We start from the raw sequence: 22986 nt of genomic DNA on the forward strand, positions 1-22986 counted from the left end.
CGGGGGGCGGCCGGCGGCCGCCCCCACCCCTCTCACGAACCCGGCACGCGGGTCAGGAACCCAGCACCTTCTCCAGCGAGCCCAGCGCCGAGTGCAGTTCGTCGGCGGTGATGGTCAGCGGGGGAGCGATGCGGATCGTGGAACCGTGGGTGTCCTTGACCAGGACCCCCTCGCGCATCAGCCGCTCGCTGATCTCCCGGCCGGTGCCCAGGGCCGGGTCGACGTCGACGCCCGCCCACAGGCCGCGCGCCCGGAACCCGGTCACGCCCTTGCCGAGCAGCGTGGTCAGGCCGCCGCGCAGGATCACGCCCAGCTCGGTGGCGCGGCGCTGGAACTCACCGGTCTCCAGCAGCTCGACCACCGCCGTGCCGACCGCCGCCGCCAGTGGGTTGCCGCCGAACGTGGAGCCGTGCTCGCCCGGGTGCAGCACCTGCATGACCTCGCGCCGGGCCACCACCGCCGACACCGGCACGATGCCGCCGCCGAGCGCCTTGCCGAGCAGCAGCACGTCCGGGACGACGTCCTCGTGCTCGACGGCGAGGGTACGGCCGGTGCGGCCGAGGCCGGACTGGATCTCGTCCGCGATGAACAGGCAGCCCTTGCGGCGGGTCAGCTCACGGACGCCGGCGAGGTAGCCCTCGTCCGGGATGATCACGCCGGCCTCGCCCTGGATGGGCTCGATCAGTACCGCGGCCGTGGTCTCGTCGACCGCCTCCTCCAGCGCGGCCAGGTCGTTGTACGGCACGACCCGGAAACCGGGGGTGAAGGGGCCGAACCCGGCACGGGCCGTCTCGTCCGTGGAGAAGCTGACGATGGTCGTCGTACGGCCGTGGAAGTTGTCCGCCGCGACCACGATCGTCGCCCGGTCGGCCGGGACGCCCTTCACGTCGTACGCCCACTTGCGGGCCAGCTTGATGCCGCTCTCCACCGCCTCGGCGCCGGTGTTCATCGGCAGCACCATGTCCAGGCCGGTCAGTGCCGCGAGCCGCTCGGCGAACTCGGCGAGCCGGTCGTTGTGGAAGGCGCGGGAGGTGAGGGTCAGCCGGTCCAGCTGGCGGTGCGCGGCCTCGATCAGGGCGGGGTGCCGGTGGCCGAAGTTCAGTGCCGAGTAGCCCGCCAGCATGTCCAGGTAGCGGCGGCCCTCGACGTCCTCCACCCAGGTGCCCTCCGCCCGCGCCACCACCACGGGCAGGGGGTGGTAGTTGTGCGCGAGTACCGGCTCCTCCGCCCGGATCAGGTCGTCGGACGTGCGCGAGTGCGCGGGTGCGGTCATCAGCGGATCTCCTGGGTGCAGCACTTGATGCCTCCGCCGGCCTTGTGGAACTCCGACAGGTCGACGGGGACGGGGTCGTAACCGTGGTCGGCCAGGCGCGCGGCCAGCACCTCGGCCTGGGGTGCGATGAAGACGTGCCGGCCGTCCGACACGGAGTTGAGCCCGAACGCCATCGCGTCGTCGCGGGTGGCGAGCACCGCGTCCGGGAACAGGCGCTGGAGCACCTCCCGGCTGCCCTCCGAGAAGGCCTCCGGGTAGTAGGCGACGTTGTCGTCGTCGAGTACGAACAGCGCCGTGTCCAGGTGGTAGAAGTACGGGTCCACCAGCGTCAGCCCGATCACCGGGTGGCCGAGGAACTCCTGCGCCTCCCGGTGGGCCTCGCGGGTGGTGCGGAAACCGGTGCCCGCCAGCACGTACCTGCCGGTCCACACCAGGTCGCCCTCGCCCTCGGTCACCGCCTCGGGGCGGTACACGTCGTAGCCCGCCGCCTTGAACCAGGTGTCGTAGTGGACGGACTCGGGGCGCCGCTCCGCCGCGTGGAACAGGGAGCCGAAGACCCGGCCGCCGACCACGAACGCGGCGTTCGCGGAGAAGACCATGTCGGGCAGGCCCGCGACCGGGTCGACGGAGTCGACGGTGTGGCCGTGGGCGCGGTAGGCGCGGATCAGCGCCTGCCACTGCTCCTGGGCCAGGTCCACATCCACGGGTGTGTCGGGATGCATCCAGGGATTGATCGCGTACTGGACCGCGAAATGTCTGGGTTCGCAGACGAGGAAGCGCCGGGGGCGCGCCACACGACTTTCGGCCACAGAGGGTTTCCTCCGCTTATCGGTGAGTCACTTGGGGGTGAGACAACGGTAGAAAGCGGCACGGGGACTCGACAAGCAAGAAAAGCTGCGTGTGCGCGCAGCATCGTTGCGTTCTCACCTGGGACAACGCACGACCCCTGCGCGCATTCGAGGTTTGGGCGCAGGTCACTCGGGTGCGGGCTGGGTGGCGCCCGCTTCCGGGCTTTCGGGGAGAAGGTGGGACAGCACCATCACACTGATCGTCTTCCGGATGAACGGTTCCGCGCGGAACCGCTCGAGCACCTCCTCGAAGTGCTCGACATCGCGCGCCCGCACATGGAGCAGCGCGTCGGCGCCCCCGGTCACGGTCATGGCCGCCGTGATCTCCGGATGGTTGCGGACGACCTCCGCCAGGCGCCGGGGCGGGGCCGCGCCCTCGCAGTACACCTCTACGTACGCCTCCGTGCGCCAGCCGAGCGCGGACGGCTTCACGGTCGCCGTGAACCCGGTGATCACCCCGGTCTCGCGCAGCCGGTCCACGCGCCGCTTGACCGCCGTGGCCGACAGCCCGATCGCCGCGCCGATCTCGGCGAAGCTGGTTCTGGCGTTCGTCATCAGCGCGGTGATGATCTTGCGGTCGAGATCGTCGAAGGAAGGGGCCTTGCTGTTCATGCGGGAACTGTAATCAGCCCCGCTCGCGCGGCGCGCGGGCTAGGGGCCCCTATGACTGGGTCAGGACCATGGCGAGCGTCAGGAGACCCAGGACCACCCACCCGAACCACAGCCAGCCGTTGCTGCCGAGCGCGACCGTGTACGCCGTGACGAGGACGAGCCCGCCGACGGTCAGCGCCCCCATCGCCTTGGTGGAACCGTTCGTGGAACCGGGCATCGCGGCACCCTCCTCATGGTCCGTCCTCCACCATGGTGCCCCGATTCCGGCCCGAGCGGCATACCGCGGACTCAGCCCTGGCGCGCGTTGAGAGAGGCCAGATAGGCGTTGTACGCCTCCAGCTCCTTGTCACCGTCCCGGTCGGCGGCCCGGTCCTTGCGCTTGGCCTGCCGCTGTTCGGAGCCGTACCACTGGAACAGCAGCGCGATCAGCACCAGCACCGACGGGACCTCGCTGAACGCCCAGGCGATGCCGCCGGCCGCGCTCTGGTCGGAGAGCGCCTCGATGCCGAGCGAGGCGGGCGGGTGCTGGAACGTGGAGATCATCGGCTCCGACGCCATCATCAACGCGATGCCGAAGAACGCGTGGAACGGCATGCCCGCGAACAGCTCCAGCATGCGCATCAGATGACCCGGGCGCCGCGGCCCCGGGTCGACACCGATGATCGGCCAGAAGAACACCACGCCCACGGCGAGGAAGTGCACCATCATCGCGATGTGCCCGGCCCGGAACCCCATCAGGAAGTCGAACAGCGGGGTGAAGTACAGCGCGTACAGGCTCGCGATGAACATCGGGATGGTGAACGCCGGGTGGGTGATGATCCGCATGTACCGGCTGTGCAGCAGCGCCAGCAGCAGTTCCCGCGGCCCCTTGCGGCCCCGGCCGGCCGTCGGCAGCGCCCGCAGCGCCAGCGTGACCGGCGCGCCCAGCAGGATCAGGATCGGCGACAGCATGCTGATCACCATGTGCTGCACCATGTGCACGCTGAACATCACCATGCCGTAGTCGTTCAGCCCGGTGCACATCACCAGCAGGACGGTGAGCACACCGGCGACGTACGACACCGTACGGGCGACGGGCCAGCTGTCGCCCCGCCGCCGCAGCCGCACGACACCCCAGCCGTACAGGGCCAGCCCGGCCAGACAGGCGACGAGGAAGAAGGGATCCGTCGACCACTGGAGCCCCCGCCCCAGCGTGAACGGCGGCAGATCCGTCATCATGCCGTGCCCGCTGTGATCCATCCGACGGCTCCTGATTCGTGGGGGTTGTGCAAGTCTGTCCGCCCCAGACTAGAACCGCCCCCGGTCACGGCTGTGACCGGGGGCGGGTTGCCGCCGGGTGTTCCAGGCGGGTTGTTCCCGGGCGGACTACAGGACGCACTCCGCCACTACAGGACGCACTTCGCCACTACAGGACGCACTCCGCCTCGTCGTACCGCTCCGTGGGAACCGTCTTGAGCGTCTCCACGGCCTCCACCAGCGGCACCGTCACGATGTCGGTCCCGCGCAGCGCCGTCATCATGCCGAACTCACCGCGGTGCACGGCCTCCACCGCGTGCCAGCCGAAGCGCGTGGCGAGCACCCGGTCGTACGCCGTCGGCGTACCACCGCGCTGGACGTGACCGAGGATGACCGGCCGAGCCTCCTTGCCGAGCCGGTGCTCCAGCTCGACGGACAGCTGCCCGGCGATCCCCGCGAAGCGCTCGTGGCCGTAGATGTCCTTGCCGCCCTCGTCGAACTCCATGGAGCCGGGGCGCGGCTTGGCCCCCTCCGCGGCGACCACGATGGCGAACCGCTTGCCCGCCTCGAACCGCGCGCCGACCTGACGGGTCAACTCCTCGATGTCGAAGGGCCGTTCCGGCACGACGATCGCGTGGGCGCCGGCCGCCATGCCCGAGTGCAGCGCGATCCAGCCGGTGTGCCGGCCCATGACCTCCACGATCAGCACGCGCTGGTGCGACTCCGCGGTGGTCTTCAGCCGGTCGAGGGCCTCGGTGGCCACGGTGACGGCCGTGTCGAAGCCGAAGGTGACATCGGTGACGGCGATGTCGTTGTCGATGGTCTTGGGCACGCCCACGATGGGCAGCCCGCCCGCCGACAGCAGCTGGGCCGCCTTCAGCGTGCCCTCACCGCCGATCGGGATGATCGCGTCCAGACCGAGTTCCGCGACATGGCCCCGGGCCCGCTCCACTCCGTCGCGCAGATGCTCGGGGCGGACCCGGGAGGAGCCCAGGATGGTGCCGCCGCGCGCCAGGATGCCGCCCACGGCGTCGAGGTCGAGCTTCGTGTAGTCGCACTCCAGGAGGCCCTTCCAGCCGTCCCGGAAGCCGATGACCTCGTCACCGTGGTCGGCGACGGCGCGGTGCACGACGGACCGGATGACGGCGTTGAGGCCTGGGCAGTCGCCGCCGGACGTGAGGACACCAATGCGCATAGCCCGCAATACCTTCTCAACGTGGGCCGGAAAACCGGACCACGTCGTCCGGCGGATTTCCGGCCAGCCTACCGGCGTGAGGGGGTGGCGCCGTAGCGGGCGTCCGCCTGTTGGACGCGCCCGCACATGTGAGCGGACGGACCGTCAGGCGGGCCCGCTCCGGCCCTGCCGGAAAGCCCCGGCCGTGCCGGAAAGCGCTGCCGTGGTTCCGGGACGTCGCCCGCGCTACGCGGGCTGCTGCGCGGCCTCGACACGCTCGGTGCGGAGCGCCTCGTACCAGTGGTCGTCGACCGGCGGCAGCGCGTTCACGTCGAGCGCCAGCTTCAGCAGCAGGTCGGCGATCTGCGGGTTGCGCGCGAGGACCGGCCCGTGCATGTACGTGCCGAACACGGTCCCGTTGTACGCGCCCTCCGTGCCGTCCCCGGTGCCGTTGCCCCGGCCGATCTTCACCTGGGCGAGGGGGCGGGCGTTCGGGCCCACATGGGTCACACCCTGGTGGTTCTCGAAACCGGTCAGCTGGGGCAGGCCGAGCTGAGGGTCGATGTCCGCGAGGACGTCGCCGACGCACCGCTCGCCCTCGCCGCGCACCGACACCACGTCGAGCAGGCCGAGGCCCGGCTCGCGCTGTCCGAGGTCGTTGATGAACTCGTGGCCGAGGATCTGGTAGCCGGCGCACACGGAGAACACGATCGCGCCGTTCTCCACCGCCCGGTGCAGATGGCCGTCGCGGCGCAGCCGCTCGGCCGCCAGCCGCTGCGGCCGGTCCTCGCCGCCGCCGATGAGGTAGATGTCACCGGAGGTGGGGATCGGCTGGTCGCTGCGCACGTCCAGCCGGGCCACGTCCAGGCCGCGCTGGCGCGCCCGGCGCTCCACGACGAGCGCGTTGCCCTGGTCGCCGTAGGTGCTCAGCAGGTCCGGGTAGATCCACACCAGCCGCAGTTGGTTGTCGCTCATGAGGTGATCGCCCTTCGATGATCAGTTGCCGACGCGACGGCGCAGGTCCTGGAACGCGGTGTAGTTCGCGATGACCTCGATGCGTCCCGGCGGGGCCGCCTGGACGGCCTGGTCGAGGCTGTCGCAGACCTGGAACTGCTGGTTCGCGACCTCCAGGCGGACGGCGAGGTCCAGCTTACGGTCACCGAGGACGAAGATCGGGTGGCCGGTCAGCCGCGTGTAGTCGACGTCCCACAGCCACGAGGTGTCGGTGCCGTCGGCCCCGCGCGCGTTCACGGACAGGATCACCGGGGCGGGTGCCGGGTCGATCAGGGAGAACGTCTCCAGCCAGCCGGCCGGGTTCTTGGCCAGCAGCAGCCGCAGGTCGCGGCTCTGGAACTGGACGACGTCGTACCGGCCGGCGACGGCCTGCACCTGGTACATCCGCTCCAGGGCGACCTGCGGCGGCACCCCGAAGACGGCGGCGACGGCCGCGGAGCTGGCCGCGTTCGCCTTGTTGGCGCGGCCCGGCAGCTGGAGGTGGATCGGCCAGGCGGACCCGTGCGGGTCGAGGACGTGGTCGCCGGAGAGCGCCCAACTCGGCGTCGGCCGGCGGAAACCGCACTCGTTGCAGAACCAGTCGTCGCCGGGGCGCTGCATCACGCCGCCGCAGGACGGGCAGGACCAGGCGTCGTCCTTCCACATCTGCCCGGCCGCGACCCAGATCACGTTCGGGGAGGAGGAGGCGGCCCACACCACCAGCGGGTCATCGCAGTTGGCGACGATGACCGCCTTGGAGCCGGCCAGGCCCTCGCGCCAGTTCTCCGCGAGCATGCGGGTCTCGGCCGCGCGGTCCAGCTGGTCACGGGAGAGGTTCAGCAGCGCGATGCACTTCGGGCTGGTGTCCCGCGCCACACCGGCCAGGTACTTCTCGTCGACCTCGATGACGCCGAACTTCGCTTCCGAGCCGCCCGCGAGCGCGGAGGTGATGCCGGCCGGCATGTTGGCGCCCAGCGCGTTCGACACGACCGGGCCCGCGGCGCGCAGCGCCTCGGCGATCAGCCGGGTGGTCGTGGTCTTGCCGTTGGTCGCCGAGACCAGGGTCACGTCCAGGTTCTGGGCGAGCCGGGCGAGCAGGTCGGGGTCGAGTCTCAGCGCGACCCGGCCACCGATCACCGACCCGCTGCCGCGCCCTGCGGCGCGAGAGGCCGCAGCGACCGCCTTGCCCGCGGTCACGGCCAGCTTGGCCCGCGGCGTGAGCGGGTCCGAGTTGCCTGCCATCAGTTCTCGATCCTCCTTGCGTACGCGCCGCGCCTGGGGCCATCCGGCAACGTGGTGTGGAGCTCAGCCTATCGAGATTCATTCGCACACCCGAATCCCGGCCCACGCCTCGCGGCGGGCATGAGCTCGAACGAACCGTACCCTTGCCGCCATGCGACACGGCTCGATCCCGGGCGCCCACGGGCGCGTCCGGCCCCTTTCCCTGCTCGGTGACCCCGTTCTGCACCGGCCCTGCGAGGACGTCACCGACTTCGGCCCCGAACTCGCCGCCCTCGTGGAGAACTTGTTCGCCACCATGTACGCGGCCCAGGGGGTGGGCCTGGCCGCGAACCAGATCGGTGTCCCTTTGCGGGTGTTCGTCTACGACTGTCCAGACGACGAGGATGTGCGGCATCTCGGACATGTCGTGAATCCGCGGCTCGTGGAAGCGGACGGTGTCGTGATCCGCGGCCCGGAGGGCTGCCTGTCCCTGCCGGGTCTGGAAGCGGGCACGGAACGGTACGACCACGCGGTGGTCGAGGGCTTCACGACGACGGGGGAGCCGGTCACCGTGCACGGCACGGGATTCTTCGCGCGCTGCCTGCAGCACGAGACCGACCACGTGGAGGGCCGGGTCTACGCCGACCACCTGACGGGCCGGCGAGGGCGCAGACTGACGCGGCAGATCGAGCGGTCTTCCTGGCACCGGGGGAGCGCACTCGGCTAGGGGTGCGGGGCCGTGTTCGAGGTGCGGTCCCGCCGGCCGGGCGTGACCGGCCCCCGCCGGCCCGCGTCCGTGAGACGAGCGTCAGAACCCGGGGCCGCCGATCCTGTCCCCGGCCGCCGCGAGCCGGCCCCACAGCAGATCGGCGAGCGATCTGACCAGTTCGGCCCGGGGACACGGCCGTTCCCCGAGCCACCAGTCCCCGGCCGCGTGCATCATCCCGACGATGCCGTGGCCCCACACCCGGGCGAGCCGCTGGCTCTCCGGTCCGAGATCCAAGCGCTCCTCGATGACCTGGGCCAGTTCCTCGCCCATCCGCCGAAGCAGCGGGGCGCTGTGCTTGCCGACGTCGAAGCCGTGGTCGCCGCCCTGGCCCGCCTCCGCCGGATGCATCAGGAACCGGTACACCTGGGGCCGCGCCTCGATCGCCGCGAGGTAGGTGTCCAGGGTGGATTCGACCCGCTCGCGCCGTTCGGCCGGAGCGTCCAGCGCCGCCCGCAGGGAGTCGAGCAGTGCGTCCGTGTGCCGCTTGGCCAAGGCCGCGTAAAGACCGCCCTTGTCACCGAAGTGCCGGTAGAGGATCGGCTTGGTGATGCCCGCCTCCGCCGCGATCGCGTTCATCGACGCCTGCGGGCCGTCGCGCAGCACCACCCTGTCGGCGGCCTCCAGCAGCTCGCGCCGTCGGCGGTCGGCGGACCGCTGTTGATCGGTCCGCTGCGTGGTGTCCATGAGTTCTCCCCACCCGTGCTGGTTCGGTGACGCCTGCGCAAACTAACACTGACCTTGCCGGTGACATCGAACGGGATGCCGAGGCGTCATCAGGAGTTGACTTTTCCTACTGGTGAGTAACAGACTCGGGTTACCGCAAGTAACATCGCACGTTCCGCCGCTGGAGGGGACATGGCCGAGTTCACCATGGAGCTCAACGACGAACAGAAGGAGGTCCGGGACTGGCTGCACGGCTTCGCCGCCGACGTGATCCGCCCCGCGGCCGCCGAATGGGACGAGCGTGAGGAGACTCCCTGGCCGGTCATCCAGGAGGCCGCGAAGGTCGGCATCTACTCCCTCGACTTCTACGCGCAGCAGTTCTTCGACCCCACCGGCCTCGGTATACCGATGGCCATGGAGGAGCTGTTCTGGGGTGATGCGGGCATCGCCCTCTCCATTGTGGGCACCGGTCTGGCCGCCGTGGGCGTTCTCGCCAACGGGACCGAGGAACAGATCGGCACCTGGATCCCGCAGATGTACGGCGACCAGAACGACGTCAAGGTCGCCGCCTTCTGCTCCTCCGAGCCCGACGCCGGCTCCGACGTGGCCTCCATACGCACGCGTGCCGTCTACGACGAGGCCAAGGACGAGTGGGTGATCAACGGCACGAAGACCTGGGCGACCAACGGCGGCATCGCGGGCGTCCACGTCGTCGTCGCCTGCGTCGACCCCGAGCTGGGCTCGAAGGGCCACGCCTCCTTCATCGTCCCGCCGGGCACGGAGGGCCTCACCCAGGGCCAGAAGTTCAAGAAGCACGGCATCCGTGCCTCGCACACCGCCGAGGTCGTCCTCGACAACGTCCGCGTCCCGGGCTCCTGCCTGCTCGGCGGCAAGGAGAAGCTGGACGAGCGGCTCGCCCGGGTCCGCGAGAAGGCGAAGGCCGGCGGCGGGGTGGGGGTCCCCCCGGCCGCCGGCTGGGGGAGCGTGAAGAACGCGGCGATGGCCACGTTCGAGGCGAGCCGGCCCGCCGTGGGAGCCATGGCGCTGGGTACCGCCCGGGCCGCCTACGAGGTCGCCCTCGACTACGCGAAGACGCGCGAGCAGTTCGGGCGGCCGATCATCGACAACCAGGGCGTCGCCTTCCAGCTCGCCGACATGCGGACGCAGATCGACGCGGCGCGGCTGCTGGTGTGGCGGGCGTCGTGGATGGCCGTGAGCGGCAAGCCGTTCACCTCGGCCGAGGGGTCGATGTCGAAGCTGTTCGCCAGTGAGACGGCGAAGACGGTGACGGCGCAGGCGATTCAGATCCTGGGCGGCAACGGGTACACCCGTGAGTACCCGGTCGAGCGGATGCACCGGGACGCGGCGATCTACACGATCTTCGAGGGGACGAGCGAGATCCAGCGGCTCGTCATCGCGCGCACGTTGTCGGGGATGCCGATTCGGTAGGGCCGCGGGGAGGGAGGGGGGAACTGCGTGATGCGGGCGATCCGTTGATCGTGGCCGGTCGCGCAGTTCCCCTCGCCCCTAGGTGCTCACCTGTGCCTGAGGGGTGTCAGTTGTTCGATGTCGTACTTCACCCTCAGGGCCTCGATGGCCTCCTGGTCGGGTGGGCCGCCGCTGTCGAGGATCTCCAGGAGTTCCTCGAAGTAGAGCTCGTGATCCGGCGGCGGAGACGACTGGAAGAACATCTTCGCGGGCGTGTCCGTCGGATTCGCGAACGCGTGCGGGCAGCCGGGCGGTACGACGATGACCGTGCCAGGGGTGGCGCGGACCACCCGTTTGCCCGAACTCGACTCCCACCTCTGCCAGTTGTCAGGAGTGCGGATCAGTGGTTCGAAGGCGAGCACGTCCAGTTCGCCTTCGAGGACGTAGAACAACTCCTCACTGCGTGTGTGTACATGGGCGCCCACGTCGAACCCGGGCGGGACCTGTACCTCGAAGGTGGAGGCCATCCGCGAGTGGGTGCCCGTGACCTTGAACGTGACCCGCTGGGCCGCCGTCTCGACCACGCGTCCGTGCCCCGGGGGGACCAGCAGCCCTTCGGGCTCCGTCGTCTCCAGGAAGGGCGGTTCGGGCTGAGCCGGCGCCACTTGGCGGGCCGTGCGTCCCGCCGGCCCTTCGGGTACCGCAAGACCTTCGGTCGTCGTCATGGGTAGCTCACCACGTCACGGGCAGGGCCGCGGGCCCGCGGATCAACGCGCCCTTCCTGAAGGGCACTTGGTCCGGCGGGACGGCCAGCTTCAGCCCCGGCACCCGGTCCAGCAGCGCGTCGACCAGCAGCTCCGACTCCAGCCGGGCGAGCTGGCCGCCCGGGCAGTAGTGCGGGCCGAAGCCGAACGACACATGCGGGTTGGGGCTGCGGGAGAGGTCGATCGTCTCCGGGTCGGGGAAGACGTCCGGATCGCGGTTGGCGGCCAGATAGGACACATAGATCGCTTCGCCGGTCCGGATCCGGTGGCCTCTGATCTCCACGTCCTCCGTCGCGACCCGGGACAGGCCGACGGCGCTGCGGTGCGGGATGTACCGCAGCAGTTCGTCGATGGCCCGCGGACGCGACGGGGGATGGTGGCGGAGGTGCTCGGCCAGGTCGGGGCGGGTCATCAGCAGGTAGAACATCTGCCCGCTGTTGTTGGTGACCGCCTCGCCGCCGATCTGGAGGAGGACGGCGAGACCGACGGCCTCCTCCAGCGTCACCTCGCCCCGGCCCAGGGCGGCGCCGAGCAGCGAGGTGACGTCCTCGGCCGTGCTGCCCTCGCGCTGCCCGATGAGGTCGGCGAAGTAGGCGCCCATCTCGCGCTTGGCCTTCTCGCTGACCTCCTTGCCGTGCGCGGAGGACAGGATCATCTGGGTGCAGGTGTGCATGTCGTGCCGGTCGGCCCCCGGCACGCCCATCAGCTCGGAGATCACCGCGATGGGGAAGGGGCTGAGCACCGCATGGGTGAGGTCGGCGGGCGGCCCGCCCCGGATGAGCTCGTCCACGAGCTCGTCCAGCATGGCTCGGGCCGTGTCCCGGACCCGTTCCACGCCCTTGGCCGTGAAGGCGGGAGTGACCGCGCGGCGCAGCCGGGTGTGGTCGGGCGGGTCGAGGAGGCCGACCGCGCCCCGGTCGGGTATGAAGTGCGGGGCGAGCCGGGTGACCGGGTGGTTCATGACCGCCTCGCGGCTGAACCGGGGGTCGTTGGCCACCGCCCGTACGTCTTCGTACCGGGTGACCAGCCACGCCCAGCCCTCGCCGTTGGGCAGTGCGACGCGGACGACCGGGCCCTCGCGCATCAGCTCGCTCAGAACCGGGTCGAAGTCCGTCCCGGTGAGGTCGAGCGCCGGCCATGGCCGGATCGGCGGCTGTGCCTCGGTCCGGGTCTCGTTCTCGGCGAGAGTCTCCTCGCTCATCGTGCCGTCGCGCCGTTCTTCACCCAGCGGCCCACCGTCATCTCGGCGGTGATGCCGGGACCGAAGCCGGCCAGCAGTCCGCGAGCCTGATGCTCGGCACCGCCCTCGTCGAAGAGCCGGCGCAGTGCGTCCAGGACGACGGCGCTCGCGATGTTCCCGTACTCGGTGAGCGTGGCCCGGCTGAACCGGAAGGCCTCGGGGTCGACCTGCAGGAACTTGCTGAGGTCGTCGAGTATTCGGGGTCCGCCCGCGTGGATGATGTAGAAGTCCAGTTCCGACGCGTTCCAGCCGTGCGTGCCGGCGAGTTCCTGGAGCGCCGGGGCGAGCGGCTCCATGGTGGTCGGCACCCGCTTGTCCAGCAGGAAGTGGAAGCCGGTGTCCCGGACGTCGTACGCGATCCAGTCCTCGGTCTTGGGGATCAGGTACGAGCCGTTGCGCTCCAGGTGGACTCCCGTGCCGCCCCGGCCGCGCACCACGGCGGCCGCGATGCCGTCGCCGAACAGGCCGTTGGAGAGCAGCGAGCCGACGCCGAGGTCGGTGGGCTGGTAGCACAGCGAGCAGAACTCGCAGGCCACGATGAGTGCGTTGGCCTCCGGGTAGGCCGAACAGAAGTCGTGCGCCCGGTTGATGGCCGCACCGCCGGCCGCACAGCCCAGCTGGGCGATGGGGAGCTGCCGGGTGGTGCTCGGGAAGCCCATCTCGTTGATGAGCCACGCCGTGAGCGAGGGCATCATGAAGCCCGTGCACGACACGTAGATGAGGGCGTCGATGTCGGAGCTGAGGAGTTCGGCGTCGTCCAGCGCCTGCCGGATGACCGCCGGGACCCGGGCCTTGGCCTCCGCCTCGTAGAGCTTGTTGCGCTGCTCGAACCCGGGGTGCTTCAGGGTCTCTTCGATGGGCTGCACGATGTGCCGAGTGCGCACTCCGGTGTTCTCGATCAACCGGAGGGCGAGTGGAAGCTGCGGGTGGTCCGCGTGACGGGAGCGTGCCAGCTCCAGCGTCTCCTCCATCGTGATCACGTGTTCCGGCACGGACACCGAGGGTCTGCACAAAGTCGCCATGAGCCGTCCCTGCTTTCGCCGTCCGGCAGGCCTTTGCCCGCCGGTCAGAAGGTGGTCCATTCAGACTCACCCGCGAGGGCGACGATCTCGATTCTGATTACTCCGAATCGGGGACGACGCTGTGCTACCGGCCTCCCGTCCGCCTCCTGTTCCCGCAGGCCAAAGGCCAGTTGAGGGCATCCGGGCGGGCAACACCCAAGGGGGGCACCGGATGGTGTCGGCGTACGGCCGCCCGAGTGGGTGAGGCCGGCCCGCCCCACCCGTGCTCGAAAATGTGACCGAACCTCTACGGCGCCCCGCTGCTGTGGGCGATGCACGCCACGTCGATGCGATCGGCCAGCTTCGCCAGCTCGATGGTCAGCGCGGCGACCGTGTCCTCGTCCAGCCCCTGCTCCCCGTCCTCGACGAGATGCAGCCACCGGACCCCCACCGTGCGCAGCAACTTGCTGACGTCGGCCGCAGCCACCTGCAGGACCCCACGGTCGTCCACGATCAGGGGCAGAGTCACTTCGCGGTTCACAAACCGGATGCTAGCCGTGCGGCGCTCACGCACCCTGCCAAACCGTGGTGATGTTGCAGAACTCCCGGATTCCGTGCCCGGACAGCTCACGTCCGTAGCCCGAGCGCTTCACCCCGCCGAAGGGGAAGGCCGGATGAGAGGCCGTCATCCCGTTCACGTACACGGCCCCGGCCTCCAGGTCGTGCGCGAACCGCTCGATCTCGTTCTCGTCCCGCGTCCACACGTTCGAACTCAACCCGAACGGCGAGTCGTTGGCGATCAGGATCGCCTCGTCCAGATCGTCCACCCGGTACAGCGTGGCGACCGGGCCGAACGCCTCCTCGCGGTGGATGCGCATCTGACGGGTGATGCCCGCGAGCACCGTCGGCGGGTAGTACCAGCCCGGTCCCTCGGGACGCGCCCCGCCGCACAGCACCTCGGCCCCGCTGCGCCTGGCGTCGTCGACCAGCTCCTCCACGTCGGCCCGGCCCTGCTCGCTGGAGAGCGGCCCGACCTCGGTGTCCTCCTCCAGCGGGTCGCCGACCTTGAGCGCTTTCATGCCGGCGACGAACTTCTCGGTGAAGGCGTCGTACACGTCGGTGTGCACGATGAACCGCTTCGCGGCGATGCAGGACTGCCCGTTGTTCTGCACGCGCGCGGTCACGGCGACCTGTGCCGCCCGGTCGAGGTCGGCGGAGGGCATGACCACGTAGGGGTCGCTGCCGCCCAGCTCCAGCACCGTCTTCTTGATCATCTCGCCGGCGGTGGAGGCGACCGCGCGCCCGGCGGGCTCGCTGCCGGTGAGCGTCGCGGCCCGCACCCGCTCGTCGCGCAGGATGTCGTCGACCGCGCCCGCCCCGATCAGCAGCGTCTGGAAGGCGCCCTCCGGGAAGCCCGCCCGGTGGAACAGGTCCTCCAGGTACAGGGCGGTCTGGGGGACGTTCGAGGCGTGTTTGAGCAGGCCGACGTTGCCCGCCATCAGCGCGGGCGCGGCGAAGCGGATCACCTGCCAGAGGGGGAAGTTCCAGGGCATCACCGCGAGCACCGGGCCCAGCGGGCGGTAGCTGACCCGGACCCTGGAGGCCCCGGAGTCCCGCACGTCCGGCTCGGCCGGCGTCTCGTCGGCCAGCAGCTCCTCGGCCCGCGCCGCGTACCAGCGCATGGCCTTGGCGCACTTGGCGGCCTCCGCACGGGCCTGCTTCACCGGCTTGCCCATCTCGGTGGTCATGATCCGCGCGATCTCATGAAGGTCCTCGTCCAGGAGATCGGCGGCCTTGTTCAGGAGGCGGGCGCGCTCGCTGAACGTGGTCGTCCGATACGTGCGGAACGTGGCCTCGGCGAGCTGGAGCCGGCGCTCCAGCTCCTCTTCACCCATGGGCTCGTACGTCTTGAGCGTCTCGCCATTCACCGGGTTGACCGTCGCGATGGGCATGGCTGCCTCCCCTGGAAACGGGCTGTGTCTCGACCTTCGCGCGCGGCGCGGCCAAACGCAACGTGTGATCGCCTGTTCAGCCCGAGTACTCGGCCAGTCGGTCGAGGAACGCGGCCTGCGCGGTGACGATCAGCTCACGGGCCCGGTCCACGCCGAACCACGCCACCCGGTCCAGCTCCGGGAACTCCCGCGTCCGGCCGGAGCGCGGGGGCCACTCCATCGTGAACGTGCCGGGCGTGATCGTCTCCGGGTCCAGGTCGGCCTCGACCGCCCAGGCCGTGACGATCTTGCCGTTCGCCTGTGCGACCTCGCCCAGCGGTACGGCCTCCCCGTCGGGCGGCGCCAGCCCCAGCTCCTCCCGGAACTCCCGCCGGGCCGCCTCCCAGGCGGGCTCGTCCGGACCGTACTCGCCCTTGACCACCGTCCACGCCCCGCTCTCCTTCTGCGCGAAGAACGGGCCGCCCATGTGGCCGAGCAACACCTCCAGACCGTCGTCGGTGTGCCGGAACAACAACAGTCCCGCGCTGCGCTTCGTCGCACGCACCGTCACGGTGTGACCTCCGGGTGGGCCGCCAGCAGGGCCTCCACGGTATCGGCCTCCTCTGGGCGTTTGTCCTCGCGATAGCGGACCACGCGGGCGAAGCGGAGGGTGACGCCCGCCGGATAGCGCGAGGAGCGCTGCAGACCGTCGTAGGCGATCTCGACCACGAGTTCGGGGCGGACGGTGACCACCCGGCCGTCGTCCTCGATCGCCAGGTCCCGCAGCCTCCGCGTCTGCCAGGCGAGCATCGCGTCGGTCATGCCCTTGAAGGTCTTGCCGAGCATGGCGTAGCCGCCGCCCGGGGCGCGGGCGCCGAGGTGCAGGTTGGAGAGCCTGCCGGTGCGGCGGCCGTGGCCCCACTCGGCGGCCAGCACGACCAGGTCGAGCGTGTGCACGGGCTTGACCTTGAGCCAGGAAGCGCCGCGCCGGCCCGCGCTGTAGGGGGCGTCCAGCGCCTTGACGACCACGCCCTCGTGGCCCCGGGCCAGGGCTGCGGCGAGGAACCGTTCCGCCTCGGGGATGTGCTGCGGCCCCGCCGCCACGGTGCGGCGCACCCGCATCGGGCCGGGCACCAGATCGGCCAGCAGCGCGTGCCGCTCGCAGAACGGCAGGTCGAGCAGGTCCTGGTCGCCGATCAGGAGCGCGTCGAAGAAGACGGGCGTGACGGGCACCTCCAGGGCGGCCCTCGCCACGTCGGTCCGGGAGCCGACCCGGCCCGCCGTCTCCTGGAAAGAGCGGGGCCGGCCGTCCGCGTCGAAGGAGATCACTTCGCCGTCGAGGACGAACCGCTCGCTCGCGAGCGCCAGGGCGGCACGGGTCACTTCGGGCAGCCGGCCGGTGATGTCGTCCAGGGTCCGGGTGTGGATCCGCACCGTGCTGCCCGCCCGGTGCACCTGCACACGGATGCCGTCCAGCTTCTCCTCGACCGCGCACGGGCCGAGCTTCTCCACCGCCTCGCCGACCGAGGACGCGCTCTGCGCCAGCATCGGCAGCACCGGACGGCCCACGGTGAGCCGGAACCGCTCCAGCGCCCCGGGGCCCCCGGCGAGCAGCGCCCGCGCCACGGTCTGCAGCGACCCGGCGAGCATCACCGCCCGCCGCACGTCCGCCGGGTCCGCGCCGGTCGCCTCGGCGAGACCCTCCACCGCGACGGCGTCCAGGGCGCCCTGGCGGACCTCGCCGGTGAGCAGGCCGCGCAGGAAACGCTGCTCGCCCTCGGTGGCCGCGCCCATCAGCTCGCCGACGATCCGTGCCCGCTCCGCCTGCGAGCCGGGGCCGGACACCGCGCCCAGCTCGGTGAACCGGGCGTCGACCTCGCGCACGGTCAGGGACGGCTCGGCGGCCGGCGGGACCCGGCGGCTCAGCACCTTCCAGCCCACGCCGAGCCGCCCCTGGGGCAGCCGCCCCGCGAGATACGGGATGACGATCGGCACGTCCTCCGCCTCCGCGTCCCGGAACAGCTCCGCGAGCAGGGCCGTCTTGCGGGACCGGGCCGCCGTCGTGGCGACCTCCCGGGACACCTCGGCGAGCCGGGTCAGCAGCATGAGGCCATGGTGCACCGGGCACAGGGCCCCTACACCCGCACGGCCGCGTCCAGATCGGCGAAGAGCAGCTCCCCGTTGATCGCCGCCCCGGCCCGGTAGCCCCGGCTGACCGCGTTCACCACCTGTTCGGCGAAGCCGCTGGCGTTGCCCGCCGCCCACAGGCCGGGCACGCTCGTCAGGCCCCGCTCGTCGATCACCGGGTAGCCGCCGAAGGGCGTCTCGCGCATCTCGGCGCCCAGCCGGAGCAGCAGCTCGTTCTGCGGCACGGGCCGCGGGGCGGCGTAGAGCACCTCGCATTCGTGGACCGTGCCTCCCCCGGAGGGGGTATCCCCAGCCAGCCGGACCCCGGTGAGCCGGTCCTCGGCGATCACCAGCTCCGCGACCTCGCCGGGCACGACGGCGACGCCGGCGGCGGCCAGCCTGCGCAGGTCGTCGTCGGTCAGCTCCGACTGCGGGACCTGGTGCAGGAAGAGCCGCACGTCCTTGGACCACTGGGTGACCATCAGCGCCTGGTGCACGCTCAGCGGGCTCGTGGCGAGCACACCGGTCACCAGGTCGCGGACCTCCCAGCCGTGGCAGTACGGGCAGTGCACGACGTCCCGGCCGAAGCGTCCGGCCAGGCCCGGGACCGGCGGGAGCTCGTCCTTCAGACCCGTGGCCACGACCAGCTGCCGGGCCCGTACGGTCCGGCCGCTCTCGAGGACCACGGCGAAGTCCGTGACGCCTTCGTCCCTGCTCGCCCCGACGACCCGGTCACGCACCAGGTCCACGTCGTACCGGGCGACCTCCTCGCGCCCGACGGCCAGGAACTCGGCGGGTGACATGCCGTCCCGGGACAGATAGCCCTGCATGTGCGCGGACGGTGCGTTGCGCGGCTCGCCCGCGTCGACGACCAGCGTGCGACGCCGGGCCCGGCCCAGCACCAGCGCGGCGGACAGCCCGGCCGCGCCGCCCCCGACGACGACCACTTCGTACGTGTTCTTGTCAGCCATGGTGCGACGGTTGCCCAGCGCCTGCCGGATTGACAAACATATTTGCCGCTTCTGCAATATGAGCCATGAGTACCGAAGACGTACTGGTGGAAGTGGGCCCGCGACTGCGGCGGCTCCGCAAGGAGCGCGAGGTGACGCTGGCGGCGCTGTCCGAGGCCACCGGCATCTCCGTCAGCACGCTGTCCCGGCTGGAGTCCGGCCTGCGAAGGCCCAGCCTGGAGCTGCTGCTGCCCATCGCCCAGGCCCACCAGGTCCCGCTGGACGAACTGGTCGGCGCCCCGCCCGTCGGCGACCCCCGGGTGCGGGCCAGGCCCATGCAGCGGGACGGCCGCACCTTCTGGCCGCTGACCCGCCAGCCCGGCGGCCTCCAGGCATTCAAGGTCCACGAACCCAAGCGCAGGCAGGAGCCGGACCCGCGCACCCACGAGGGCTACGAGTGGCTGTACGTGCTCTCGGGGCGGCTGCGGCTGGTCCTCGGGGAGCACGACGTGGTGCTGTCGGCGGGGGAGGCGGCCGAGTTCGACACGCGGGTGCCGCACTGGTTCGGGTCGACGGGGGAGGGGCCCGTGGAGTTCCTGAGCCTGTTCGGGGCGCAGGGGGAGCGGATGCATGTGCGGGCGCGGCCGGCGCGGCGTGGGCAGGCCGGCTGACGCCCACTGTTCCCTCAATGCGAAGCGACCGCTTAGTATGCCGTCGAGCCGTCGAGCCCGGTCAGACGACGCAGTCCAGTCCCGTGGAGGCCCCGCATGCAGGCATGGCAAGTGCACGAGAACGGCGAGCCGAGCGAGGTGATGCGTCTCGTGGACGTGGAGCGGCCCACGCCCGGCGACGGACAGGTGCTGCTGCGCGTGCGCGCCGCCAACGTCAACTTCCCGGACGCCCTGCTGTGCCGGGGCCAGTACCAGGTGCGGCCGCCGCTGCCCTTCACGCCCGGCGTGGAGATCTGCGGCGAGACCGAGGACGGCCGCCGGGTGATCGCCAACCCCGCGCTGCCGTACGGCGGCTTCGCCGAGTACGCCGTCGCCGACGCCCGCGCCCTGCTGCCCGCGCCCGAGTCGCTGGACGACGCCGAGGCCGCCGCGCTGCACATCGGCTACCAGACCGGCTGGTTCGGCCTGCACCGCCGGGCGAACCTGCGGGCGGGGGAGACCCTGCTCGTGCACGCGGCGGCCGGCGGTGTCGGCAGCGCCGCCGTCCAGCTCGGCAAGGCCGCCGGGGCCCGCGTCATCGGCGTCGTGGGAGGCGCCGGCAAGGCCGCCGTCGCCCGCGAGCTGGGCTGCGACGTGGTGGTCGACCGGCGCGCCGAGGACGTCGTCGCCGCCGTGAAGGAGGCCACCGGCGGACGCGGCGCCGATGTGATCTACGACCCGGTCGGCGGCGAGGCCTACACCCAGTCCGCCAAGGTGGTCGCCTTCGAAGGCCGCATCGTGGTCGTCGGCTTCGCCAGTGGCACCATCCCGAGCCCGGCGCTCAACCACGCGCTGGTGAAGAACTACTCGATCCTCGGCCTCCACTGGGGTCTGTACAACACCAAGAACCCCGCGCTCGTCCTGCACTGCCACGAGCAGCTCTCCGAGCTGGCCGCGCGCGGCGCGATCAGGCCGCTGCTGAGCGAGCGGGTACCGCTGGAAGGGGCCGCCGGCGCCGTGCAGCGGGTCGCCGACGGGGTGACCACCGGCCGGGTGGCCGTGCTGATGGAGAAGGGAGCCACGGCATGACGGACGCCGCAGAACTCAAGCGCCGCACCGCCGAGTTGCTCGCCGCGCACCCACCCGCGAGCACCGACCCCCTCGACTTCCTGCGGGCCCGCTTCGACGCCGGACTCGCCTGGGTGCACTACCCCGAGGGCCTCGGCGGACTCGGCGCCCCGCGCTCCCTCCAGGCCGTCGTGGACACCGAACTGCAGGCCGCCGGCGCACCCGACAACGACCCCCGGCGTATCGGCATCGGCCTCGGCATGGCCGCCCCGACCGTCCTGAGCTACGGCACCGACGAGCAGAAGCGGCGCTACCTGCGGCCGCTGTGGACGGGGGAGGAGGTCTGGTGCCAGCTGTTCAGCGAGCCGGGCGCCGGCTCCGACCTGGCCGCGCTCGGCACCCGTGCCGTCCGTGAGAGCGGGGGAGGCTGGGTGGTCGACGGGCAGAAGGTGTGGACCTCCAGTGCCCACCTCGCCCGCTGGGCCATCCTCATCGCCCGCACCGACCCGGACGTGCCCAAGCACGCGGGCATCACCTACTTCATCTGCGACATGACCGACCCGGGCGTCGAGGTGCGGCCGCTGCGGCAGATCACCGGCGAGGCCGAGTTCAACGAGGTCTTCCTCACCGGCGTCCGCATCCCCGACTCCCGCCGCCTCGGCGAGGTCGGCGACGGCTGGCGGGTCGCCCAGACCACGCTCAACAACGAACGCGTCGCCATCGGCGGCATGCGGCTGCCCCGCGAGGGCGGCATGATCGGCCCCGTCTCGAAGACCTGGCGGGAACGCCCCGAACTGCGCACCCACGACCTGCACCAGCGACTGCTCGACGTCTGGGTCGAGGCCGAGGTCTCCCGGCTCACCGCCGAGCGCCTGCGCCAGCAGCTCGTCGCCGGCCAGCCCGGCCCGGAGGGCGCCGGCATGAAGCTCGCCTTCGCCCGCCTCAATCAGAAGATCAGCGGCCTGGAGGTCGAACTGCGCGGCGAGGAGGGCCTGTTGTACGACGACTGGACCATGCGCCGCCCCGAGCTGGTCGACTTCACCGGCCGTGACGCCGGCTACCGCTACCTGCGCTCCAAGGGCAACAGCATCGAGGGCGGGACCAGCGAGATCCTGCTGAACATCGTCGCCGAGCGCGTCCTGGGCCTGCCCGCCGAGCCGCGCACCGACAAGGACGTCGCCTGGAAGGACCTCGCCCGATGAGCACGCCGAACGCGACGAACACGCCGGACGCCGCGAGCGCCGAGCGCGACCTCCTGTACTCCGAGGAGGAGGTGGCGCTGCGCGCCGCCGTCCGCGATCTGCTCACGGACCACTGCGCCGCAGCCGACGTCATCACCCGCACCGAGTCGGACGCCCCGCACGACCTCGCCCTGTGGAAGTCCCTCGCCGACGACATGGGCCTCGCGGGACTGCTGATCCCCGAGGCGCAGGGCGGCCAGGGCGCCACACACCGCGAAGTCGCCGTGGTGCTGGAGGAGTTGGGGCGAGCGGTCGCACCCGTGCCCTACCTCACCAGCGCCGTCGTGGCCACCGAGGCGCTGCTCGCCTGCGGGGACGGGGAACTGCTGGGCCGACTCGCCTCCGGGCGCACCGTCGGCGCCCTCGCGGTCGGTCTGCACACCGCCCCCGGCGCCGCCTTCCCGGTCGTGCGGCTGGAGAACGGCACCCTGCGCGGCGAGTTGACCGGCGTCGCGGACGCGGCCGCCGCCGACGTGCTGCTCGTCCCGGCCGACGACGGCGGGCTGTACGCCGTGCCCGCCGACGCGGTGACCGTCACCCCGCAGATCGCCCTGGATCTCACCCGGCCGCTCGCCACCGTCACTCTCGACGGCGCCCCGGGCCGCCGGATCGGCGACGCCGAACCCGCCGTACGACGAGCCCTGCGCGCCGCCGCCGGACTGCTCGCCTCCGAGCAACTCGGTGTCGCCGACTGGGCGCTGACCGAGACGGTCCGGTATCTGAAGGAGCGCAAGCAGTTCAACCGGCCCGTAGGCGGGTTCCAGGCGCTCAAGCACCGGCTCGCCCAGCTGTGGCTGGAAGTCGTGAACCTGCGGGCCGCCGCCCGCGCCGCCGCGGACGCGCTGGCCACCGGCGACGACGCCGACCTCACGGTGGCCGTCGCCCAGGCCTACGCCGCCCCCGTCGCCGTCCACGCCGCCGAGGAGGCGCTGCAACTGCACGGCGGGATCGGCATGACCTGGGAGCACCCCGTCCACCTGTACCTGAAGCGGGCCAAGGCCGACTCGATCGCCTACGGCACCGCAGGCGCGCACCGCTCCGCGTTGGCCGAACTGGTCGATCTTCAGGCGCCCTGACCCATGGCGCGTACAGCCCGCCCCACCTGGGGCGGGCTGTTGCGTGCCCGCCCTCCGACGAAGTGAACAAGGGAAAGCACTTCAGCCAACTCCCCATGGACAAAGGCCTGTTGGGTGACGGATGCACGCCTCAAAACCTCGGCCCCAGCCTCCTTCGCCCCGCTGATCAGCGACAACTGGACCCTGAACTTCACCTGGCAGGGCGTGGGCCCGTTCCCGGACGCCGAGCGGCGGAAGCTGCGCGGCATCACCGCCGCCGCGCACGCGCGCGGGCAGCAGATCCGGTTCTGGGCCACCCCGGACGCCGCCGGCCCCGCCCGGGACGTCCTGTGGAGCGAACTGCTCGCGGGCGGTGTCGACTACCTCAACACCGACGACCTCGGGGGCCTGGAGGCCTTCCTCGACGCCCACCCGCAGGCGTAACACCACACGATCGGGGGACACGTCAGCCGCCCGGGAAAACCCTCCGCTACGCCACACTTGCGGCCGAACGCCGCTCAAGGGGCGTGGCGGAGGAGGTTCCCGATGGCCGTTTCCATGTCCGTGGTGCTGCTGCTACTGGTCATTGCCGTGATCTTCATGCGCAACGGCGCGCTGAAGATCTCGCATGCCGTGGTCTGCATGCTGTTCGGCTTCTTCATGGCCAGCACCAGCATCGCCCCCACCATCCAGAGCGGACTCACCGCGACCGCCCAGCTGGTGGGCGGTCTGAAACCCTGAG

24 protein-coding genes and 1 pseudogene are annotated in these 22986 nt (G+C 71.4%); 8 read left to right on the plus strand and 17 right to left on the minus strand.

All coding sequences use genetic code 11. The features are described from left to right. Positions 1-52 precede the first annotated feature (52 nt). From rocD to ACWD5D_RS22560, 8 genes are all read right to left on the minus strand, one after another. Positions 53-1273, minus strand: coding sequence for an ornithine--oxo-acid transaminase (gene rocD, locus ACWD5D_RS22525; RefSeq protein ID WP_451374518.1), 1221 nt, complete (start codon positions 1271-1273; stop codon positions 53-55). Next, entirely contained in the window at positions 1273-2082 is an 810-nt protein-coding gene (ddaH, locus tag ACWD5D_RS22530) for a dimethylargininase (protein ID WP_451374519.1), read from the minus strand. Before ddaH ends, rocD begins: the two co-directional genes overlap by 1 nt. Positions 2083-2247: 165 nt before the next feature. Continuing rightward, the gene (locus tag ACWD5D_RS22535) at positions 2248-2733 is read right to left on the minus strand and encodes an Lrp/AsnC family transcriptional regulator (protein WP_451374520.1); all 486 of its coding nucleotides are present in this window, start codon (positions 2731-2733) and stop codon (positions 2248-2250) included. 49 nt (positions 2734-2782) lie between these two features. Continuing rightward, entirely contained in the window at positions 2783-2950 is a 168-nt protein-coding gene (locus ACWD5D_RS22540; protein ID WP_451374521.1) for a hypothetical protein, read from the minus strand. A 71-nt stretch (positions 2951-3021) separates the two neighbouring features. Then, complete coding sequence (locus tag ACWD5D_RS22545; protein WP_451374522.1) at positions 3022-3972, minus strand: cytochrome c oxidase assembly protein; 951 nt, start codon at positions 3970-3972, stop codon at positions 3022-3024. Positions 3973-4138: 166 nt separating this feature from the next. Further along, positions 4139-5164, minus strand: coding sequence for a 6-phosphofructokinase (locus ACWD5D_RS22550; protein ID WP_451374523.1), 1026 nt, complete (start codon positions 5162-5164; stop codon positions 4139-4141). Between the two features lie 225 nt (positions 5165-5389). Beyond that, positions 5390-6118 (minus strand): type 1 glutamine amidotransferase, encoded by a 729-nt coding sequence (locus ACWD5D_RS22555; protein ID WP_451374524.1) that lies wholly within the window; start codon positions 6116-6118, stop codon positions 5390-5392. A gap of 21 nt (positions 6119-6139) precedes the next feature. Then, entirely contained in the window at positions 6140-7378 is a 1239-nt protein-coding gene (locus ACWD5D_RS22560; protein WP_451374525.1) for a MurT ligase domain-containing protein, read from the minus strand. A gap of 151 nt (positions 7379-7529) precedes the next feature. Between ACWD5D_RS22560 and def the strand changes: the two genes are divergently transcribed. Further along, on the plus strand, positions 7530-8084 hold the full coding sequence (def, locus tag ACWD5D_RS22565) for a peptide deformylase (protein ID WP_451374526.1): 555 nt from the start codon (positions 7530-7532) through the stop codon (positions 8082-8084). Positions 8085-8165: 81 nt separating this feature from the next. Here def and ACWD5D_RS22570 read toward each other — a convergent pair whose 3' ends face one another. Beyond that, complete coding sequence (locus tag ACWD5D_RS22570; protein WP_451374527.1) at positions 8166-8810, minus strand: TetR family transcriptional regulator; 645 nt, start codon at positions 8808-8810, stop codon at positions 8166-8168. 171 nt (positions 8811-8981) lie between these two features. On the opposite strand from ACWD5D_RS22570, the gene ACWD5D_RS22575 reads away from it, so the two are divergent. Further along, positions 8982-10238, plus strand: coding sequence for an acyl-CoA dehydrogenase family protein (locus ACWD5D_RS22575; protein ID WP_451374528.1), 1257 nt, complete (start codon positions 8982-8984; stop codon positions 10236-10238). Positions 10239-10324: 86 nt separating this feature from the next. Here ACWD5D_RS22575 and ACWD5D_RS22580 read toward each other — a convergent pair whose 3' ends face one another. The 8 genes from ACWD5D_RS22580 to ACWD5D_RS22615 form a co-directional block, all read right to left on the minus strand. Beyond that, complete coding sequence (locus ACWD5D_RS22580; RefSeq protein WP_451374529.1) at positions 10325-10942, minus strand: cupin domain-containing protein; 618 nt, start codon at positions 10940-10942, stop codon at positions 10325-10327. Between the two features lie 7 nt (positions 10943-10949). Then, positions 10950-12182: a cytochrome P450 gene (locus ACWD5D_RS22585; RefSeq protein ID WP_451374530.1), complete on the minus strand. Its 1233-nt coding sequence runs from the start codon at positions 12180-12182 to the stop codon at positions 10950-10952. Next, positions 12179-13243 carry a type III polyketide synthase gene (locus tag ACWD5D_RS22590; protein ID WP_451374531.1) on the minus strand — a complete coding sequence of 355 codons (1065 nt, stop codon included), beginning with the start codon at positions 13241-13243 and terminating at the stop codon, positions 12179-12181. The genes ACWD5D_RS22585 and ACWD5D_RS22590 overlap by 4 nt, the downstream gene beginning before the upstream one ends. 286 nt (positions 13244-13529) lie before the next feature. After that, positions 13530-13763, minus strand: a complete 234-nt coding sequence (locus ACWD5D_RS22595) for a DUF6213 family protein (protein ID WP_451374532.1) — start codon at positions 13761-13763, stop codon at positions 13530-13532. A gap of 25 nt (positions 13764-13788) precedes the next feature. Then, positions 13789-15174 carry an NADP-dependent succinic semialdehyde dehydrogenase gene (locus ACWD5D_RS22600; RefSeq protein ID WP_451374533.1) on the minus strand — a complete coding sequence of 462 codons (1386 nt, stop codon included), beginning with the start codon at positions 15172-15174 and terminating at the stop codon, positions 13789-13791. Positions 15175-15250: 76 nt separating this feature from the next. Then, entirely contained in the window at positions 15251-15724 is a 474-nt protein-coding gene (locus ACWD5D_RS22605; RefSeq protein ID WP_451374534.1) for an NUDIX domain-containing protein, read from the minus strand. Beyond that, positions 15721-17259, minus strand: coding sequence for an ATP-dependent DNA ligase (locus ACWD5D_RS22610; RefSeq protein ID WP_451374535.1), 1539 nt, complete (start codon positions 17257-17259; stop codon positions 15721-15723). Before ACWD5D_RS22610 ends, ACWD5D_RS22605 begins: the two co-directional genes overlap by 4 nt. A 29-nt stretch (positions 17260-17288) precedes the next feature. Next, positions 17289-18251 carry an NAD(P)/FAD-dependent oxidoreductase gene (locus ACWD5D_RS22615; RefSeq protein ID WP_451374536.1) on the minus strand — a complete coding sequence of 321 codons (963 nt, stop codon included), beginning with the start codon at positions 18249-18251 and terminating at the stop codon, positions 17289-17291. A 65-nt stretch (positions 18252-18316) separates the two neighbouring features. On the opposite strand from ACWD5D_RS22615, the gene ACWD5D_RS22620 reads away from it, so the two are divergent. The 6 genes and pseudogenes from ACWD5D_RS22620 to ACWD5D_RS22645 all read left to right on the plus strand — a co-directional run bounded on the left by ACWD5D_RS22620 (position 18317) and on the right by ACWD5D_RS22645 (position 22985). After that, entirely contained in the window at positions 18317-18901 is a 585-nt protein-coding gene (locus ACWD5D_RS22620) for a helix-turn-helix domain-containing protein (protein ID WP_451374537.1), read from the plus strand. 96 nt (positions 18902-18997) lie between these two features. Then, a complete protein-coding gene (locus ACWD5D_RS22625) occupies positions 18998-19969 on the plus strand; it encodes an NADPH:quinone oxidoreductase family protein (protein WP_451374538.1) in 972 nt (323 codons plus the stop codon). Continuing rightward, positions 19966-21150 (plus strand): acyl-CoA dehydrogenase family protein, encoded by a 1185-nt coding sequence (locus ACWD5D_RS22630; RefSeq protein ID WP_451374539.1) that lies wholly within the window; start codon positions 19966-19968, stop codon positions 21148-21150. Before ACWD5D_RS22625 ends, ACWD5D_RS22630 begins: the two co-directional genes overlap by 4 nt. Beyond that, on the plus strand, positions 21147-22265 hold the full coding sequence (locus tag ACWD5D_RS22635; RefSeq protein ID WP_451374540.1) for an acyl-CoA dehydrogenase family protein: 1119 nt from the start codon (positions 21147-21149) through the stop codon (positions 22263-22265). The genes ACWD5D_RS22630 and ACWD5D_RS22635 overlap by 4 nt, the downstream gene beginning before the upstream one ends. A gap of 129 nt (positions 22266-22394) precedes the next feature. Continuing rightward, a pseudogene (locus tag ACWD5D_RS22640) lies at positions 22395-22688 on the plus strand (hypothetical protein); the annotation flags it as partial. Between the two features lie 102 nt (positions 22689-22790). After that, positions 22791-22985 (plus strand): hypothetical protein, encoded by a 195-nt coding sequence (locus ACWD5D_RS22645; protein WP_451374541.1) that lies wholly within the window; start codon positions 22791-22793, stop codon positions 22983-22985. Position 22986: the final 1 nt, after the last annotated feature.

It is taken from the genome of Streptomyces sp. NPDC002520 (assembly GCF_053595235.1).